At 39.1% G+C, this 19,673-nt stretch carries 13 protein-coding genes; 9 read left to right on the top strand and 4 right to left on the bottom strand.

Annotation, left to right across the window (positions count from 1 at the left end; translation table 11 throughout):
• Positions 1–364: 364 nt before the first annotated feature.
• Positions 365–2,014, bottom strand: a complete 1,650-nt coding sequence (locus tag BMY50_RS11915; RefSeq protein ID WP_093324492.1) for a hypothetical protein — start codon at positions 2,012–2,014, stop codon at positions 365–367.
• Between the two features lie 247 nt (positions 2,015–2,261).
• Here BMY50_RS11915 and BMY50_RS11910 point away from each other — a divergent pair, with 247 nt between their 5' ends.
• The 5 genes from BMY50_RS11910 (at position 2,262) to BMY50_RS11890 (ending at position 12,862) form a co-directional block, all read left to right on the top strand.
• Positions 2,262–5,006 (top strand): TonB-dependent receptor, encoded by a 2,745-nt coding sequence (locus BMY50_RS11910; protein ID WP_093324491.1) that lies wholly within the window; start codon positions 2,262–2,264, stop codon positions 5,004–5,006.
• Between the two features lie 49 nt (positions 5,007–5,055).
• On the top strand, positions 5,056–6,186 hold the full coding sequence (locus BMY50_RS11905) for a hypothetical protein (protein ID WP_093324489.1): 1,131 nt from the start codon (positions 5,056–5,058) through the stop codon (positions 6,184–6,186).
• A gap of 535 nt (positions 6,187–6,721) precedes the next feature.
• Positions 6,722–10,021 (top strand): SusC/RagA family TonB-linked outer membrane protein, encoded by a 3,300-nt coding sequence (locus BMY50_RS11900; protein ID WP_093324487.1) that lies wholly within the window; start codon positions 6,722–6,724, stop codon positions 10,019–10,021.
• A 13-nt stretch (positions 10,022–10,034) separates the two neighbouring features.
• The gene (locus tag BMY50_RS11895) at positions 10,035–11,555 is read left to right on the top strand and encodes a RagB/SusD family nutrient uptake outer membrane protein (protein ID WP_093324484.1); all 1,521 of its coding nucleotides are present in this window, start codon (positions 10,035–10,037) and stop codon (positions 11,553–11,555) included.
• An 8-nt stretch (positions 11,556–11,563) separates the two neighbouring features.
• Complete coding sequence (locus BMY50_RS11890; RefSeq protein WP_093324480.1) at positions 11,564–12,862, top strand: YdcF family protein; 1,299 nt, start codon at positions 11,564–11,566, stop codon at positions 12,860–12,862.
• Positions 12,863–12,989: 127 nt separating this feature from the next.
• On the opposite strand, the gene BMY50_RS11885 is transcribed toward BMY50_RS11890, so the two are convergent.
• Positions 12,990–13,670, bottom strand: coding sequence for a lipid-binding SYLF domain-containing protein (locus BMY50_RS11885; protein WP_093324477.1), 681 nt, complete (start codon positions 13,668–13,670; stop codon positions 12,990–12,992).
• Between the two features lie 572 nt (positions 13,671–14,242).
• Here BMY50_RS11885 and BMY50_RS11880 point away from each other — a divergent pair.
• Positions 14,243–14,635 (top strand): (deoxy)nucleoside triphosphate pyrophosphohydrolase, encoded by a 393-nt coding sequence (locus tag BMY50_RS11880; protein ID WP_093324474.1) that lies wholly within the window; start codon positions 14,243–14,245, stop codon positions 14,633–14,635.
• Positions 14,636–14,911: 276 nt separating this feature from the next.
• Here BMY50_RS11880 and BMY50_RS11875 read toward each other — a convergent pair whose 3' ends face one another.
• Together BMY50_RS11875 and BMY50_RS11870 are read right to left on the bottom strand one after the other, a co-directional pair.
• Entirely contained in the window at positions 14,912–15,304 is a 393-nt protein-coding gene (locus tag BMY50_RS11875; protein WP_093324471.1) for an NUDIX hydrolase, read from the bottom strand.
• 45 nt (positions 15,305–15,349) lie between these two features.
• A complete protein-coding gene (locus BMY50_RS11870; protein WP_093324468.1) occupies positions 15,350–15,628 on the bottom strand; it encodes a hypothetical protein in 279 nt (92 codons plus the stop codon).
• Positions 15,629–16,178: 550 nt separating this feature from the next.
• Here BMY50_RS11870 and BMY50_RS11865 point away from each other — a divergent pair.
• The 3 genes from BMY50_RS11865 to BMY50_RS11855 all read left to right on the top strand — a co-directional run bounded on the left by BMY50_RS11865 (position 16,179) and on the right by BMY50_RS11855 (position 19,612).
• A complete protein-coding gene (locus tag BMY50_RS11865; protein ID WP_093324465.1) occupies positions 16,179–16,904 on the top strand; it encodes a FadR/GntR family transcriptional regulator in 726 nt (241 codons plus the stop codon).
• A 107-nt stretch (positions 16,905–17,011) separates the two neighbouring features.
• Positions 17,012–18,637: a sialidase family protein gene (locus tag BMY50_RS11860; RefSeq protein ID WP_093324462.1), complete on the top strand. Its 1,626-nt coding sequence runs from the start codon at positions 17,012–17,014 to the stop codon at positions 18,635–18,637.
• A gap of 51 nt (positions 18,638–18,688) precedes the next feature.
• Positions 18,689–19,612: a dihydrodipicolinate synthase family protein gene (locus BMY50_RS11855; protein ID WP_238383739.1), complete on the top strand. Its 924-nt coding sequence runs from the start codon at positions 18,689–18,691 to the stop codon at positions 19,610–19,612.
• Positions 19,613–19,673 lie beyond the last annotated feature (61 nt).

The following is a 19,673-nucleotide window of genomic DNA, read 5'->3' as shown; positions in this document are numbered from 1 at the left end:
TAAGAGAGACATAGAGCGTTGCCGCTGTTACTACCCAGGGAAGTAACCAGCTTCGGGACGGCTTCTAGTCGACCTCGGAACTCGATGCTATCTCGAATGGACCTCGAACGCCTGGATACTGATCGAGCCTGCTTTGAGCTGATTACCTGTATGCACCAAGTGGCGAAGCCATCTCGAAAATACAGCAGGATACTTAGCAGATACTTATCCAACAAAAGAAAAGTTCTGCTGGACAGCCGTATTATGGCTGTAAGGTTATGAAATAGGGTCGCTATATTTGTATCCATCAGTGTAAAAACAGTCAAAGCCCCGAGTCTGAAACTAAAAAGCAACCATCCTTTTGAACAATTCCTTTCTGTTTGTTTTAAATACCTGAAGGAGGTAATGGACAACCGCCAATTTTGTCATACGACCAGAATGTTTTGGGAACTTTGAATACTTTATAGATCATTCGTTGTCGAGAAGAATTATCTGGATAATTAGGCGCAATTATTGAATATTTCATTTCTATGCCAACATATTGAGGTAATTTGGGATCCGCTTTGTCAGTATATGGTCTTGTCAAAGCTGGAAAGTATAAATATCCCAAACCCAGATTTTCACCTGTTTGTACTGGATAGATTGTTTCAAATTTATTAAAATAGTCGCTCTCACTATCCGTATTATGATTAAAAGTTGCAAAATTTTGAGGCAGATTTGCAAAGGAGTTAGCTGAGCTATCAACATTCCAATTGTTCATAAGCACTGCTTTAACACTATCTAACCTGATTTCCTTTCCATTTAAACTAGTTCGTAAATCATCATATAAGTCATCGGCCATTGTAAAACGAACCGTTGTGAAGGCACCTCCATACGATGTGTATTTTTGGCTATTACAACCTAAATACATTTGTTGTTCAATTTCCATAAAATTATTCCTAGGAAACATAAAAACTCCTATAGGATGTTTGTATATTGGCACATAGTAAGAAGGCGATAAGGCCGCAGTATAATTTGGATTGAATTGAATACTATATAAGTTAGCATAGGTATAAGTTGGAGTACTAGCGTCTGAGACGTGTAAGCTTTGAATCACTTCTGTTGTAGTAGCGGAGGAATTGGTAGTTCCTGAAAAAGCATTAATGGTAGAATAATTAAGATGTTTAGTGCTGCTATTCAAATTCTTAATAAAGAATGATTTCTGGTAATCAAAGATTTCGTTCTTTTTCCGATTGGAAACCCTTTTGTTTCCGTTTACTAGAATCCCGATGGCGGAATTAGCTTTTTTTGCTTTTGCATCATTGAGAAAAGGTATATCCATCTGTCTAATTCCATATAAATTGAAAAGTAATGATTTCTGTTGGGATTCGATTTCATCCTGTTTGAAATAATTGTGAGGGCTGATGTTTAAAATAAAATCTAGATTTATCCATATTTCAGAAAGGCCTCTATGCGTGATACAATACTGTTGTAAATTAGGATCAATAGTTTGAACATTAGACAATGCTGGTGGTGCTAAGAATGACAATAGTTCGTTATAATTTGGAGTGTTGTTAAAACCTAATTCTCCTACGTAATAGACTTTTGATCCCTCATTTTTGTTATGAATTACTCTGTAATTATAAACGAAGAAGCGCAAAATACCCGAATACTTATTATAAAGTGCAAAAAAAGGCGTCTGTGCAGGGCGATCTGGAGTGCCAAAATCTTTCATGTATAATGTCCATCCTAATTCTGGCAGGTAATCTCTATTGGTTTGATTTATAGGATTATCTGTAAAATACCAAGGTAAATAAACTCTCTCTGGTTCGGAGGGTTGTCCATTTATTATATTTCTAAAATATACATTAACCTCCTTTTCATTTGGATCATACCATTTCCAGTCGATATTTAGGTTGATATCATTTGGATCGTAGATAGCTGATTTTGTTTCTATAGGAACTGTTGGCTCAGAATGTTCTTGAACGTTATGTTCTTTCTTACATGAAAAGAAGAGGGGCACTATTAAACTTAATACAGGTATAAGTTTTATCATAACTAATTTATATTTCTTACAATACTAAGTTTCTACTATTAACTTAATATTAATATGAAACAAACATATTGGTCATTAATTAAAGCGATATTGCGCTTTGCAATATCTTCCTGCAAACAATCTTAATATGATCTCTCTTATTCGGTACTTAACATTATTATAACATTATTTCAACATAAGCATAATGTAGAGTTAACACTATGTTTACCTATTCTTGCGTCCTTTGTAGCGGAATATTTAGAATTACATGAAACTCAAACCCCTAATCTTTTTAACTCTTTTATTAGGCAGCTTTATGGCATATGGCCAGCAAAAGGGAACTGTTGAAGGCGTAGTAACTGACGCCTCTTTGAATAATGAAACCATGCCCGCGGTTTCTGTTTCAGTACAAGGAACCAAACAGGGTGCTAATACAGATATTAATGGAAAATTTAAATTAGAACTCAACCCCGGTGCTCATATCTTAGTATTTAGCTATGTAGGTTACCAAACTTTAAGAGATACCATCAGCGTAAAGGCAGGAAACACTATTAATTTAAATGTCGCCATGGCTTCTGATGCGCAGATGTTGAATGACGTGGTTATTACTGGAGAAGTGCGGAAAGACACTGAATCTTCTTTATTGAGACAACAGATGAAATCTGCTGTTATTACCCAGAGTATCGGCGCACAGGAAATGGGCCGGAAAGGAATCAGTAATGCAGCCGTTGCTATCACGAAAGTCACCGGTATTGCCAAGCAAGAAGGCACCAGCGGTGTATTTGTACGTGGTTTAGGCGATCGTTACAATAATACATTATTAAATGGCTTACCATTACCGTCTAATGAACCTACAAGCAAGAATATCTCGCTGGATCTTTTCGGTACGGATGTTATCCAGTCAATTGGTATTAGTAAAATCTATACAGCCGATGGTTACGGAGATGTGGGCGGAGCTACTGTAAATATTGTATCTAAAGAACATGTTGGTAGTCCAGACTTAAGTATTGAAATAGGTGGTGGCTTGAACACCAATGCTTTTCGTTCGGATTTTAAAAAAGCTGATAATTGGAACCGTTTTGGATTCTATAATATCAAGACGCCTACGACCCTACAACAGTATACCTTTGGGAGTCGCTGGTCGCCAAAAACAGTAAATAACCCTTTCAATTATAATTTTGCAATTTCTGGTGGAAAAAGTTTTAACGTTGGAGAAGAGGGGAGAATTAACCTCTTTGCCACTGCCTCACACACTACGGATTACACTTATAGAAGTGGTTCGGAAAAAATAGTGGGTAATAGGCAAGATATAGTTAATACCGACTTCTTTAATATCCAAAAATTTGGTTATAAAACGAATACCACGGGAATGTTGAATCTAGCGTATCGAATTGACTCAAAAAACTTGATAAAACTCAATAGTATTTTCATAAATGGATCATCTAGTACGGTAGGTGAATACAATTTAGTAAAACAAAATGAACCAGTGCAATTTAAACGACAAACTCTTACGGAACAAAATAAATTGTTTCTAAATCAATTATTGGGTGAACATCAGCTAAATGAGCGACTAAATTTAGATTGGGCGGGTTCATATGGGATTGTGAATGCTGACATGCCTGATCGTATTACAAATACTCTTTCGGAAGATAATGCATCTGGCTATATTTTTAGCACAGGAGATGTTAATGCAAATAATCGTTATTTTCAATATATCACTGAAAAGGAATGGGCCGCAAGAGCTGCTTTAAATTACAAATTGTTTAAAAATGCCGATAATACCTATAATGGAAAAATAAGTGTAGGCTATAATGGGCGTCAGAAAAAACGTGATTTTGAAGCAACTCAGTTTAGTTTAAGAATGAATGGAGGGAATACTGGTATCAAAGGCGACCCAAATGATATTGATGCCTTTTTAAATGCAGGAAATCTTTCAAGCTCAGCCGACCCGAACACTTTTACTTTGAGAACTGCAAGATCTAGCAATTTAACGCCTTTTACTTATAATGTTGACTTGCAGAATCATGGTGGGTATGTTAATTATGAACATACTCCGAATGATAGAATCACTTATACTTTAGGAGTAAGAGTAGACAAGGTGCTTCAAAAAATGACGTGGGATACTAATATCCGACTTCCTTCTCTTGACTTTGATGATGCGAAGATAGACAAATTGTTTATCCTACCCGAAGCAACATTAAAATATGCTTTAAAGGAAGATGAGAATCTGCGAGTAGCTGCAAGTAAGTCTTATACACTACCCCAGTTTTTAGAAAAGGCTCCGTTTCGCTACGATGATATTACTTATGCTACTATTGGAAATCCTTATTTAAAGCCAGCAGATAATTACAATTTAGATATAAAATGGGAAAAATTTCCAAGTAGTGATGAACTTTTCTCTTTTGGAATCTTTGGTAAATATATCAAAGACCCGATTAGTTTATCACGAACGGCTGCTGCCGAGCCAAGCCTTTTTTCTTTTTATAATGCTGGAGATTATGCATACGTAATAGGTGCAGAGTTTGAGGCAAGGAAAAAAATAACTGATTATCTTTCAGGAGGTGTAAATCTTACTTATATGTATTCAAGGCAGGAACTTGATATGAATAAGGTCGAAGTAGAGACAGGTGGGAATCATTCTGTAAACTTCAATACCAATCACGATGCTTTACAAGGTGCATCACCATTATTGGTCAATGCGGATTTGACTTATAAGGCAACCAAGGGAAATTTGAGACCTACTTTTTCCTTGATCGGAAATTATTTTTATGATCGTATTTTTTCACTAGGAGCTTATGGAAAAGGAAATATCATAGAAAGAGGATACCCAACTATCAATTTTGTTTCTAGTGTCAATATCGGTGCTAGATGGGATCTAGGACTGAAAGTAAATAACATATTAAACAACCGTATTCGTATGGAACAGGAAAATGATGATGCGCATGTGGAAGTTTATTCCTATAAAAGCGGTCTTGATTTTAGCGTAGGTCTTAAATATAATTTCTTCAAATAAAAATTCACATAAAACAAAACAACAATTTTATTCATTCAAAATTAAAATTATGAAAAAGTTATTTCTAAGTATGACGGTAGTGGGTTTGCTTTTAGCAAGCTGTAGTGATAGCGATAATCCTACTCCTCAGAATCCAACCGGTGAGGGTGTATTGTCGGGGGATATTACAGGAAATCGTACGTTATCTGCAGATACAATATACACTCTTAGCGGAGCTACCTACGTTAAAGAGGGAGCTACTTTAACCATCCCCGCAGGAACTCGTATTGAAGCAGAGTACTCAGAAACATCGGATGTTGCATTTTTGGCTGTTGAGAGAGGCGCAAAGATAAATGCAACTGGAACGTCTGATAATCCTATTATTTTCACCTCCAACAGAGCAACTCCAGAACCAGCGGATTGGGGCGGATTAGTAATTTGCGGAAAGGCCGCTACAAACAAAGGTGCTAATGCGCAAGCTGAAGTTGGTGGTTTAACTTATGGTGGAAATGAAGCTACTGATAACTCAGGTACGCTATCATATATTATTATTGAATATTCAGGCAATTTAATTACTGAAACATCCGAATTCAATGCCTTAACCTTCTATGGTGTGGGTTCTGGAACAACAGTCAATAATATTTTTATTAACCAAGTTTCTGATGATGGTGTAGAATTTTTTGGTGGTTCGGTTAATGTTGATCATATCACTGTTTTGGGATCGCAGGACGATTCTTTTGACTGGGCGGAAGGATGGAATGGAACCGGAAGCTTTTTGTACGCTGATCAATCGGTTGCTGCTGCTTTTTCGAGTGATAGTCGTGGTATAGAAGCGGATAACAATGAAGATGGTTTTACTTTGGCACCAATTTCTAATCCTACTTTATCAAATATAACACTTGTTGGAAGAAATAGTGCTTCAGTAACGAAAGAGGCGGGCATTATGTTACGTCGTGGCACCCTTGGAAAACTTAGTAATGTATATCTAAAAGATTTTATTGCTGGTCCAGGTGTTGAAGTAGCTGATGCTGAATCTATTGCTCATTTTACAGCTAATCCTGTACAGGGTGTTCGTTTCGACAACGTTCCAACCCAAGCTAAAGTTGCTGGAACATTTACAGAGGACGATGCTGCGACAGGTGCTGGTAATGGTGCTGAACGTCCGGATTGGTCAACTTGGGCAGATAGCTTCCTTGATTAATTAAAAGACACATTAGAATTTTATACCAAGCGAGTGCCTTGAAAAAGGTGCTCGCTTTCATTTTAGGGCTAATTTATCTTTTAGCTAGATTCGATGCTGTTTCCTTTTACTCCAATCAATTGATTAGAGGTCAATGGTATCGACTGTTATTGGAAAGCTTGAGCGTGCTACTGATGGCATTCACCCTTATAGATATCTGTTCTGAAATGTCAATTGCCTGAGCCAAAACGCACAGAACAAAAGCATTTGAGTGCTCACGAAAAACCGAAAAATGGACCAATGAAGCCTGCATTTTTTCCTAGTACTAAAGAAGGGCTAAGGTTCTGCAACAGTTCGACCCCGTTTTATTAAACTCCCAAAATGCTCATTGATTTTTACATATAATATCTCCTTAAGTAAGAATAGAAAAAATTTACAACGATCAACCTTAACTTCATCTCCCCGTAACATTGATGTAACATCTATTCTTCAGTTTTGCCGAATAGTGAGTGTAAAGAATACACTATACTTAACTTAATGTGCAAAGCGATTAGATATGTATTTACAACAAAAATTTAAGAACCAGTTAGAAAAGGAGTCGCCCTTATTGTCGAAGGTGGGTCTTTTACTACTATGCAGTCTCGCTGCAGCTCCCTCTATGGCAGCTATTAAAAGGCCATCGAAGGTAAAACACCAGATTGTGGCCTTACAGCAGACTGTAAAAGGTACCGTAACGGATGCCCAGCAAGTGGCTATTCCAGGTGTAAGCGTGAGGGAAAAGAACAGGCCTTCGAATGGTACAACCACTGATGGTAGCGGTAATTTTTCGCTAAATGCTTCGGCAGGTACAACATTGGTATTCACCTATATTGGCTACGAATCGAAAGAGGTTCTTGTAGAAGAAGGGAATACACCGCTGATAGTAAGCTTGAATGCCAGTGCCAATGAACTAGAGGAGGTGACGGTTTCAATCGGTTATCAACGGGTAAGAAAATCGGATGTAACGGGCGCTATCTCGAGTGTAAAAAGTGATGAACTAAACCTAAGTGCCCCTAAGCTAGGGCAAGCGCTCGTTGGAAAGTTGGCCGGTGTACAGGTTTCCCAAACCAGCGGTGCTCCCTATAACAGCACAAAGATTAGAGTAAGGGGGATTGGATCTATCAATGCAAGCTCCGAGCCCTTGTACGTGATTGATGGTTATCCCGCTGGAAACAATGTCAATATTAATTCGAATGACATCGAATCCATCGACGTGCTTAAAGATGCCGCATCTGCTGCTATTTACGGTTCTCGTGGTGCAGGTGGGGTTATATTGATCACAACGAAAAGAGGGAAAGAAGGTACGAGTCATGTTGACTACGATGTACAAGCGGGCTTTGGTCAACTTTCAAAGAAAGTCGATCTTCTCAATGCCTCGCAGTTCATTGACTTATTCATTGATGGGCGAAACAATGCATACAAAGATTTGGTAGTTAATTCGGGAAAAACTTGGTCGGATAATATGTTCATGGACGACAATGAAACACGTGTTAAGCTTGTCGGAAATGCCGGGTCTGTGCAAATCCCAACCGATGTTTATGATTTCTCAACCGGACGAGCGAAAGCCCCTCAGTATGAAACCGATTGGCAGGATGAATTGTATCGCAACGCACCTTTCCAACGCCATAACTTGTCATTTTATGGCGGCAGCGAAAAAGTTCATTATTATATCAGCGGATCTTATCAAAATCAGGATGGTATTATGCTCGGTACCGACCAGACGCTTTTCAACTTCCGTAGTAATATCGATGCACAAATCAGCAAAAGATTACAAGTCGGCGCTAATATTGCCTTTACATACAATGACAATAACGAAGTGGGGACAGGTCGTTATAACGGAAGTCCATCGATGGCAGCCCTGCTCTACCTGCCTTATCTTCCTGCGCGAGATCAAAGTGGCAATGCGATCCAATACCAAATGGCTGAGCTTTCTGCACAAAATTATGGTATACAAAATCCAGAAAATCCGCTAGCCTATGTTTCTATGGTGAAAGATAATCGTAAGGAGCGTCGCGCCCTGTATAATGCATACGCTAATTTTGACATTATCGAGGGCTTAAGGTTAAGAGTAAACGGCGGGGTAACAACCTATAATGAAAAGTATGACTTCTATAAACCGACCAGCCTAAGCGATGGTAATTACGCCCCTTACTCCCCACAGGCTATAAATGCAGCCTATGCACAAGCCGATAACCGAGGAGACTTGGATATACTCGGAGAGGTTACTTTAAACTATAAAAGATCATTCGGTGACCATAATCTGGACGCTTTGATTGGATATTCTGCACAGCAAACAGATATAGATTTTATTTCTGTTAGAGCCAATGGCTTTCAAAGTGATGCTATTGGTGAAATCACCGACAAGGGGGCAGATGCGACCAACTTCTGGTTAGACGATGCTTATAAACGACGGACTACTTTACAGTCTTATTTCAGCCGGGTTAGTTATAACTACAAATCGAAATACTTCTTACAGGCGACCTTCCGTGCAGATGCTTCCTCCCGCTTCGGCCCGAACAATAAATGGGGTTATTTCCCCTCCGTATCAGGAGGTTGGACCCTCTCGAACGAAGATTTCTATAACGATTGGTTAGGTACAGGTTCTTCGGTAAAAGTACGGGCAAGCTGGGGATTGAGTGGGAACAATAACATTGGCGATTACAAAGCCTTGACCACCTATAATGCACCCGGGGGAACGATTATCGGCGGTCAGGTTGCTACCGCTTATTGGCCCGACGATTTAAAGGATCCTAACTTGAGTTGGGAATCGACTTCTCAATACAATACCGGTTTGGATGTAGGCATCTGGAACGGCCGCGTGAATTTCATGGTAAACCTTTACCTGAGCCGTTCGTATAACCTGTTATTTAATCAACCGATTTCGGCCATCTCCGGGACTTCTTCAATCCTGACCAATTTGAAAGATAGCAAAGTGCAAAACAAAGGTTTTGATCTTCAAATCGATGCAGCGCTTATTCAAAAGCAGGATTTTAATCTTTCCTTCAGCGGAAATATCAATGTGAACCGGAACAAAGTGCTGGATCTGGGCGGGGCGTCTACCATCTATGTAAACGGGGCCGAACGCTCGTATATTACCCACGTTACCCAAGAGGGGCAGCCTGTTGGTATGTTTTGGGGATTTAAAGTATTAGGCGTAGCAACAGAAGAAAATTACCAAACGGTAGCCCCTTCTGCGGCCCAATCAAATCCGATGCATCCCGGTGATCTTTATTTTGAAGACATAAATGGCGATGGTATTGTTAATGATAGTGATAAACAGATCATCGGAAGTCCTTATCCTGACTTTACCTATGGCTTTGCCATCAGTGCACGTTATAAAAATTTTGATATTCGTACTTCCTTTAATGGCTCACAAGGAAATAAGATTCTTGACGGTTATGACTACTATCTCTATAATATGGAAGGGTCTGGTAATCAGTACGCTGACGTCGATCAACGCTGGCGTTCGGCGGCAAGTCCCGGCAATGGTAAGGTATATAGAGCATCCAGAGCAGGTACTCAGAGTAATAGCACGCGTTTATCTGATTTCTATTTGCAAGATGGTTCTTATTTGAGGATGACCAACATTATGGTGGGCTTTACCTTCCCGGAGAGATGGATCTCCTCCTTAAAAATATCGGGAGCCCGCATTTTTGCTAGTGTGGATAATCCCTTTACGATTAGCAACTATAAAGGCCATAACCCCGAACCGGATTATAATAACGGAAACAATGCCGAAAACCTCACGCCGGGTGTAGATTACGGACTATATCCATTGGTTCGCTCCTATAACTTAGGTTTAAAAGTAACTTTCTAAAATAGTATATAAGATGAAATGGAAATATATTTTGCCTCTTGCTATCATGACATTAGGCTCCTGTAGTAAAGATTTTTTGGATCAAACGGATCCGAATGCAACCCAAATAGACGACTATTTTAAAACAGAGAATGACGTCTTATTAGCTGTCAACGGTTTATATCAAGCACTTCGCAATGGAAACACCCTTGGTGAAACGAGTAGCCTGTATAGCGAACAACGATCGGATAATACCGGCACGAACGATAATCAATCAAACTCGGGAGAACCCTTTCAGTTTAATGATTTCTCTTTACTTCCCAGTAATTCTTACCTGAAAACGCATTGGGTAAACATGTATGACGGGATAGCCCGATGTAATACCTTATTGGCCCATGTTGATGAAGTGGCCTTTTCGAATGAAGACACTAAAAAAAGGTATATGGCGGAGACTAAATTCATCCGGGCACTTCTGTATTTTCATATGGTGCGAAAATGGGGCGCGATTCCTTTAACAACAGTTCCGCCCACAACGACAGATGAGATATCGGCGATAGCCTATCGACAAGATGAACCTGTGGTATATGCTCAGATTGTAAAGGATCTAACGGAGGCCCTAGACAGCAATTTACCCAATGAACAATGGGATTATGCTGTTGGAAGAGTTTCCAAGGCAGCCATCAATGCCTTACTTGGACAGGTATATCTGACCATGAGCTCCACTTTAAGTGAAGATACCCAAACCAATCTTCAACAAGCAGAGACCTATCTTTCTGCTGCCTATGATATGCGGAGTTTTGGCGAATTAAAAGAAATTCCTTACACTGATGTATTTGATGTAAACAAGAAAAACACATGTAAAGAGTTGGTTTTCCAGATCCAATACCTGCAAGGCGATCAGAATTATTCCTCTGCTATCGCGCGTAATAATCAAGCAAAGGGAGAAACGATCAATTCCCTAAAACCGTCCACAGGATCAGGAGGTATGGCCAAACGTGATTTAGTGAACGACTATGAACAGGGGGATCTCCGAAAGGATTTTTCGGTGAAGTTTGCTGCGGATCCGCAAGTGAGTGATTGGTTTATCACTAAATTTAGAGACACCAGTCCGGCAGCTGGTGAGCAGGGGTGGGGTGGAAACGATTGGATTGTGATTCGTTATGCAGACATCATGTTGTTATTAGCCGAGACCAAGATGAAATTAGGTAAAGATAATGAAGCAATTGCTTTATTGAATCAGGTAAGGGCTCGCGCTGGCATGCCTGCTTACCAGGAAACTATGCAAAATGCCACTTATGCTACAAAGTACCCCACATTAAAGGAAGCTATTCTTCACGAACGACGTGTAGAGCTGGCTTTTGAAAACCATCGCTGGTTCGACCTGGTCCGAAATTATACCGCCGCAGAATTGGTTGCCTATTTTAAGGCAAAGAGCCAAAGCAACTATGGTTTGGCTAATTTGAATAACATTAGTACGAAAGATCGGTATTTCCCGATTCCGTATGATGAATATCAGTTAGATCCCGAGAAAATGTACCAAAATCCAGGATATTAATATATTCAATGAGAAAAATAGTAAATATAAACAGGCTAAGGGAGTATCTCCCCAGCCTGTTTTCTGCGTTTATATTGATTTGTTTTTTTGCTGCTAAAGCCCAAGATCTGAATGGCGTAGATGTCCATTTTCGGATACCTCTTGAACAACTTTCTCCCGAGGAAACGGTGAAAGTGAAAAACTATTACTTATTGTCGTTCATGCAGCAAAAGGAGCTAAAAAAAATACTGTTGGCTGATCCTTCACTAAATGCTTTAGCTAAAAAACATCAAAAACAATTGCAGCAAGCACTTAAAGATTGCGAGGATACGGGTTGTTTGTTGGATGCACTTGCTTATCCCAAACAGGATATCGAAACAGCTAATGCGGCGTTACGGCAGTTGTTCCGCACCTCGCCTATATTATCCAATTTGGTGAAAGAGCAATTGAAGCCATCCGGTACTTACTATCAATTTAACCGGTTACCTCCGGAAGAAGAGTTCATAGCTGCATGGAAAAAGGACATCGATGGTGTAAACTATGCCATTTCCGTATATGGAGGAGGAAAAGCTCCCCATTACCCAAAAATTGATTCAATTGCCTTTGATGTACACGCACGTTCCTATTTCAATCTCTTATGTGACGTTGTAGCAGCCATCGCTGATAATCCTTCCAAGCTGGATTTATTTTTTGGAAGTAGTTTAGAGGCCGCTCTGCGTTTACTGGAGATCAATGAACGTTTTGATGCAGCAAATAATGAACCGATGACCCTAACTGAAAATAAAGCCGCATTCGACCGGATTAAGATAATGCAATGGGAACGATATCCTTACAGTTTGATTTTGGTGCCTGGTGCAGGACCTGAAGATCCGAACGTGGCATTGAGTGCTGCGGGTATGTTACGTTGCAGGGTGGCGGCGAATCGTTATAAAGCTGGGTTAGCGCCGTTTATTATGGTTTCTGGCGGTGCAGTGCACCCATACAAGACTAAATATATCGAAGCCGTTGAAATGAAAAAATACCTGATCGAAGTCATGCAGGTTCCTGAGGAAGCGATTTTGATTGAGCCCCACGCACGGCATACGACAACAAATATGCGCAATTGTGCCCGGATCATCTATCGTTACGGCATTCCAAGCGATAAACCTGCCATAACTTCCACGGATAAGTATCAGAGCTACTTTATTACCAATATGGACGCAAGATGCCAAAAAGAATTAGGTTATGTGCCTTACCGTCTTGGTAAAAGACTATCAGACACTGAACAGGAGTTTTGGCCTTTACCACAAGCCTTGCAGATCGACGCTACTGAACCGCTTGATCCTTAAAAATTCAAAAATTGCCCGGCTTAATCTGTTTACTTAAGTCCGGGCCTTTTTACTTTTAAAATGAGTTGCTGTTTTTGCTCGGTTTTACAAGCCGTATAAATAGCATTAATAATCTTTTTACAGATTGTTATTTTTCCATTTCGGCTAGAATGGAACGAAGTGATTTAATATCTGTAGAAGTTTCGCTGGCACTTTTAAATAAATAAGAAGTGCTTACATCGCTTCCATAAAAATTTGCAATAGCCGTTTTATCAAAAGCTAAATTAGAGCCGTTAACACTTACACCAGCAAATAGGCCCTTGCTACGTGAATACGAATAAACTTCTGCTTCCAATTTATAATCGGTATTTGCGCTGGTGTTCCTGCCTACAGGTCCCGCTGCCACAGATAAATCCCCCCCAATTGTGAATTCACTTTTTTTAGCATCGGTAAGCGATTCCTTGTGTTTGAACAGTAACACTAAATCAACTGCTTGCACACCAGCTTGAAAACCAATGCTGCCACCTGTGATGGTCATAAAAACCGGATTACTCCATTCGCCTGATGATAATTTAACCATAGCGATTCCTCTTCCTCTTTTTCCACCTATGCCCAACCCCGCGTTTATCATCTTCGGAATGATTACAATGCCCTGGGCTTGTTCTAATAATGTAGACGGTATGCTTTCCTTCATCTCACTGAAATCCTTTACCACGGCGATGGACTTCTTAATTCTTTCTGTTTCTTTGTTGTCTGAATTTGCTGAGGTTAAGACAAAAAAGGCTCCTAAGAGAATGGGTACAAATAATAATTTCCCTACTAATTTCATGTTCTGTGTTTTTTATATGTAATAACCTAATAACGTTTTTTTATTGAAATAGTATATTAGATCTAGCAGGTAAATTTCGGTATATTAAACATAAAAAAATGTTAAATTTTCCCGAACTTAAAAATACCTGACAGTTCCCATAAAACGATTTTCTCTTAAAGAACTTATAATAAATGGTTCCTATACACGGTAATCGTTTTTAACAAAGAATTTTTATTTTATTCTTCTTTTCATCTCCTTTCTTCTTGATAAGAAAGGAGCAAAGAATCAAGGCTTGTGAACGCTACGTCGCACCTGATTGCGAAGCTCCCATGGCGCGGATTGCAGTCGCTGCGCTTCCTCAATCCGCTTGATAGATGCAGATCCAACTGTGCTGCCAATGCTTTGCTGCTCGCTGCTGCCGTATCCTCCAAGGCCGCCTTGCCTCCGCTGTACCCCTAAGCCTACCCGTAGAATCCCTCCAACTAGCGAATTATGGTCATGATGAAAGTGTTTGTATCGAAAAACCTTTTTTGCCGTAACAATATTTTATATGAAATTTGTTTGTTATTTTGAAAGCAAAAGAGTCGTAAATGAATCATTATAAAGTAGTCGCTGCGGTTATAGAGCACAATGGAGAAGTGCTATGTGTGCAAAAAGGAGAAAGTAAATTTGATTATCTGCGTTATAAATATGAATTTCCGGGCGGCAAGATAGAGCCGGGTGAACTGGAGCAGGATGCGCTTTTAAGAGAAATTGAGGAGGAGCTTGATCTTCAAATAACAGTGACGCATAAAATTGCCGTTGTAAATCACCAGTATCCGGATTTTATGGTTACATTAACAGCCTTTTTATGCTTAACCTCCACCCGTGAACTTAAGCTTACAGAACATATTAATGCTAACTGGTTACCGAAAGAACATCTTAAAACACTCAATTGGGTAGGAGCAGACCAGCCAATCGTAGAGCGTTTACAACACCTATAATATCTTTCTGACTTTGAATAATTTATTAAGTATATGGATTAAAATAATGAGTATATCGGTTATTATGACTACAATCTCTTTATTCATTCTGTGATACTTTTTTCCGCAAAAAGTATCCAAAAACTCTGGCTTAAAATCTTCTGACAAAAGTCCTGCCATTACTTAGATAGTGCTACCAGAATATTTTTAGGCCAATTTCAAGCGAAAGATCAGTTTTTCCTTCGACCATAAACATCATTTGCCATGACTTCTTCGGCTAATTTATCCCATAGTGGATTAAAATAATAAGCCCCTTGATTTTAAATCATCAAAAATCAGCGTATCCACTTCAGATACACGATCTCTATCATTATAAGTTAACCAGGCCACTTCTTCAATTTCTGCAGCGGGGTGAATTGTTCCCTCGTAAGAAGCAGTATAACACCGCATGTTTACCATAACACCCGCTGGATGACTATGTGCTTGAGCCATAAATTCTCCATAGAAGGAAAGCGATGAAGGATCTAATATGATCGTTAGTTCTTCTTCAATCTCTCGCATTAAAGCTTGCAGATCTGTTTCTCCTTTTTCTCTTTTCCCTCCAGGTATATAGTAAACATCTTTTCCTCTGCTTCGTGTAGATAAAATTTTATTATTTTGAATTTCGATAAAAGCTAATTTGTCAATCATAAATAGTGCTAATTGAAGAATTTAGTATAAAAAATTTAGTCCGCTTTATAAATTGCCGACGAGATCTACTTCATCTCCAATAAAATCAATATATACTCCTTGATCATAGTAGTAGTAAGTGACAATGTATAAGTTTCCTTCATAAAATGATTCGCTATCATCTGGAAGTCCCCAGAAATTTTCTACCATATCGATTCTATCACCTGTTTGTGGCCAATAGTTTTCAGGGTTGTAATTGTTTACTTCACATGCTGAGAGCAGCAATATAAACGTTACCAGTATAATTACCTGTTTTAGTCTATTCGTTGGAGTCGCTTGAGTCATATGCTAATCTATATTTGTTTTTACTTATATAGTTAAGACTCAAGTTTACCTGTAAGGTTTATTCAGCTAAAGAATCTGGCGTCAAGTCTTTGTTTTTCTTGGATATAAGATTTATTAAGATAAGTCCCATCCCTATCATAATAGAAACGTCGGCCATATTAAATATCCCCGTCTTGATTGCTTATTACTTTAACCTCTTCATAGTAAGAAAGATTTGTTCGGGCGATGTGTTTAGAAATCTGATCACAACTTACATTTGCCAACACTAGCAATAATAAAAAAATGTTTCGGAAAATTTGCTTGATAGTCATGACGATAGTGATTTTAGGGAGATGCAGTTAATATACGCTGTTGCTTCTTTTGTTATTAACCTGAATTCGATTATTATTTTCGGTTATCATCTTTTAAATATAAGGATTTAATCGTAATGAAGAAAGCAATAGCAATGATAGAATGTATTATACATGGATTTTAATAAAACACTTAGTATTTTTGTTGGTATTGTTTTTTTTGTACTACATATTTTTGATTAAAATTTGCATCTTGCGCAATGGATGATTCAAAAACAACTGTAAAACACCTTGAGTTTGACTTGCCGAAGCTTAACAGTCTTACTATGGCCGATCAGGTGGAACTCAAGCTGCGGGAATATTTTAAGAAAAAAGCATTTAAGCCAGGAGATCTATTACCTAAGGAATTGGAAATAGCCGCCTCTTTAGGTGTCAGTCGCAATATTGTAAGAGAGGCACTCAGTAGATTGAAAGCACTCGGATTGATCGAAACCAAGAAGAAAAGGGGAATGGTGCTAGCCGAACCGGATATTTTGGGGTCATTTGAAAAAGTGCTCGACCCGCTAATTATGCCAGATAGCATTCTTTACGATATTTTTGGGCTACGCCTTGTATTGGAAATGGGTTTAGCTGATGTTTTGTTTATGTATAAAACGGAGAAAGATCTTCGAGAGCTTGAGAAAATAGTAGCCAAAGAAAAGCCAGATAGCGAGAAATTCAGAATAAAAAATGAAATAGCTTTTCATGGTAAACTCTACTCCATGACGAACAATGACACACTTAAAAGATTTCAAAATATGCTTTTACCTTTGTTCGATTATGTAGTAGCTTTTGAAAAAGATCATTATAAACCAGGGGGTATATCACATAGCGATCTCGTGCAAATTTTAAAAACAGGATCGATAGAAGAATTTAGGAATGGCATGCGTATACATCTGGAACCTCATTTTGCCTGGTTAGAACATATTAAAAATAAAGAAGCATAATTTTCTCAAAAAGATGTTGAATTACTTGGATTTCCAAAAATTGTCTCTACCTTTATTATGTAGAACATAAATACAATAAATTACTTACTAAACGGAAATAATTGCCAATGAAGTTTATCTGCTCCTTGCTATTCAGTGCTTTACTTTTTGGAACCGTAGTTGCGAAAGAGCTTACACTTAGTCAAACGCATTTTGAAGTACCGATTCTCTTGTATAAAAAGAACAACCCAATACTACGTTTGAAATTCACCGGTAATTCAAAGGAAGGGACGAGCTTTCGTTTAACGATTCGGAAAAACGACGGAGATGCTGTAAAAGGAATAAAGGCAGCACGTTTGTTTATTGATAAAAATAAATCTCTTCGCAATAATCTATCAGATAGTAACCAATTAGTATTGATAAGTGAATCGAAGGAACCTACTGATACATTTGTCTTGGAAGGTAAATTTCCTGTAGTAACTGATAGTATCATTTGTTGGCTGGCGGTAGAGTTGAATAGTGAGCTTTCGCTCTCCACCTCACTTTCGGTCGTTTGTTCAAAAGCGTTGATTGCAGATGAAAATATAAAAGTTGAAAATACCAATAATATAAAGCAACACCGGGTAGGTGTGCTCATGAAGGATGAAACAGATCGGGCAGCTGCCTATCGCATACCAGGTTTAACGACCAGCAATAAAGGGACTTTATTGGCGGTCTTTGATGTCAGGCATGATTTAGCGCGTGATTTACAGGGTAATCTTGATATTGGTTTAAGACGAAGCACGGATGGTGGTAAAACATGGGAACCAACTAGTATAGCCATGGATAGGGGAGAATGGGAGGGCTTACCAGAAAAATTCAACGGTATTTCGGACGCCTGCATTTTAGTAGATAAGCAATCAGGTACAATTTATTTGGCGGGAACTTGGATGTATGGCGTACTGGACAAGCAAGGTAAGTGGATAGAGGGATTAACAGACACGAGTACCGTGTGGAATCATCAATGGCGTGATCGAGGTTCGCAGCCTGGCTTCAATATAAAGCAAACGGCACAATTTTTACTGGTTAAAAGTACTGATGACGGGAAGACATGGAGCGAACCCGTCAATCTTACCACTATGTGTAAAAAAAAGGAGTGGTGGTTGTGGGCGCCTGCGCCGGGCAAAGGGATTACTATGCGAAATGGTACCTTGGTAATACCTACACAAGGAAGAAATAAGGAAGGGCTTGCTTTCTCTAATATTACCTATAGCAAAGATGGCGGAAAGACTTGGCTGAGCTCCAAACCCGCATTACAGGAAAGTACGACGGAATGTGCAGTGGTAGAATTAAAAGATGGCTCATTAATGCTGAATATGCGTGCTAACAGCAATCGAAATGACACTTCTAGCAGCAATGGAAGAGCCGTTGCTATCACTAGCGATATGGGCGATACATGGCAAGAGCATCCCTCGAGTCATCAGGCCTTGCCCGAACCAACTTGTATGGCAAGCTTACATGCACAGCAAGGTAAATTATTTTTCACCAATCCGAACAATAAAACAAAACGTGAACAAATAACCTTAAAGGTTAGTCTGGACGAAGGACTTACCTGGCCCGAAAAATATTGGGTGTTGTTGGACGAATGGAATGGTCGAGGTTATTCATGTATTACTGAAATTGATGACGGTCATATAGGCGTGCTATATGAAAGCAGTCAAGCCGACTTGGTTTTTCAACGGATCGCCCTTGCCGACCTAATGGATCGCCAGTAAACAAATAGCACTTGTTTACTAATAGACAAAAAAAGAAACATTAAAATAAAGATGAACATACAAAAAATTGAGGGCCTAATTGCAGCTACTTTTTCAACGTTTGACAAGGAGGGGAATTTGGATCTTAAGCATATTCCTTACTTGGTTGATAAGTTATATAAGGATGGATTAAAAGGTGTTTTTGTTTGTGGTACCAACGGAGAAGGGCCCAATTTAACACTTAATGAGCGTATGCAAGTAGCAGAAGCCTATGTTTTGGCAGCGAAGGGTAAGCTAAAGGTTTTTGTACATGTTGGGCATAGCAGTATTGTAGACGCGCAGACTTTAGCTATTCATGCCGCCCAAATTGGAGCGGATGCCATTTCTGCGGTAGCGGCCTTTTATTTTAAACCGCTACATACAGAAAATTTAGTAAGCAGTATAGCAAAGATCGCGGCAGCAGCACCTGATTTACCGTTTTATTATTATCATATTCCTGCGCTTACAGGGGTGGGGATGGACATGGTGAAATTTCTTGAGCTAGCAGAAGAGCAAATCCCAAATTTAGCTGGCATAAAATACACCGCTTCTACTTTGCACGAATACCAAGCCTGCCTGAACTATAAAAGTGGAAAATATGATATTCTGTTCGGTTATGACGAGATGCTCTTATCGGCCCTGGCTTTAGGTGCAAAAGGAGCTGTTGGAAGTACTTACAACTTTGCAGGTCCGCTCTACTTAAAAGTGATGGATTTTTATGCGAATAATAAACAAGAGGAAGCGCGGGCACTCCAATATCATTTGGTGAAAATGGTACGCACTTTTGTTAAATATCCTCCAATACCCGCGCAAAAGGCTATTATGCAGATGCTTGGTATAGACCTAGGACCTTGCCGTTTACCCCTTGAAGTGCTTTCTGAAAATCAGCGAGATATGTTGGAGCATGAATTAAAAGAAGAAAACTTTTTTCATCTTCTCAATCGTTATATCGAATAAAGAAAGTAGGGCATTCATCTTTTTCGAATCAGACTAAAGCGCTTTTCTGTAAATGGGTTAT

Source organism: Olivibacter domesticus, from assembly GCF_900109575.1.
Taxonomy (GTDB): domain Bacteria; phylum Bacteroidota; class Bacteroidia; order Sphingobacteriales; family Sphingobacteriaceae; genus Olivibacter; species Olivibacter domesticus.
Note: the sequence above shows the minus strand (reverse complement) of the source record. Positions and strands in the feature narration are given on the sequence as shown.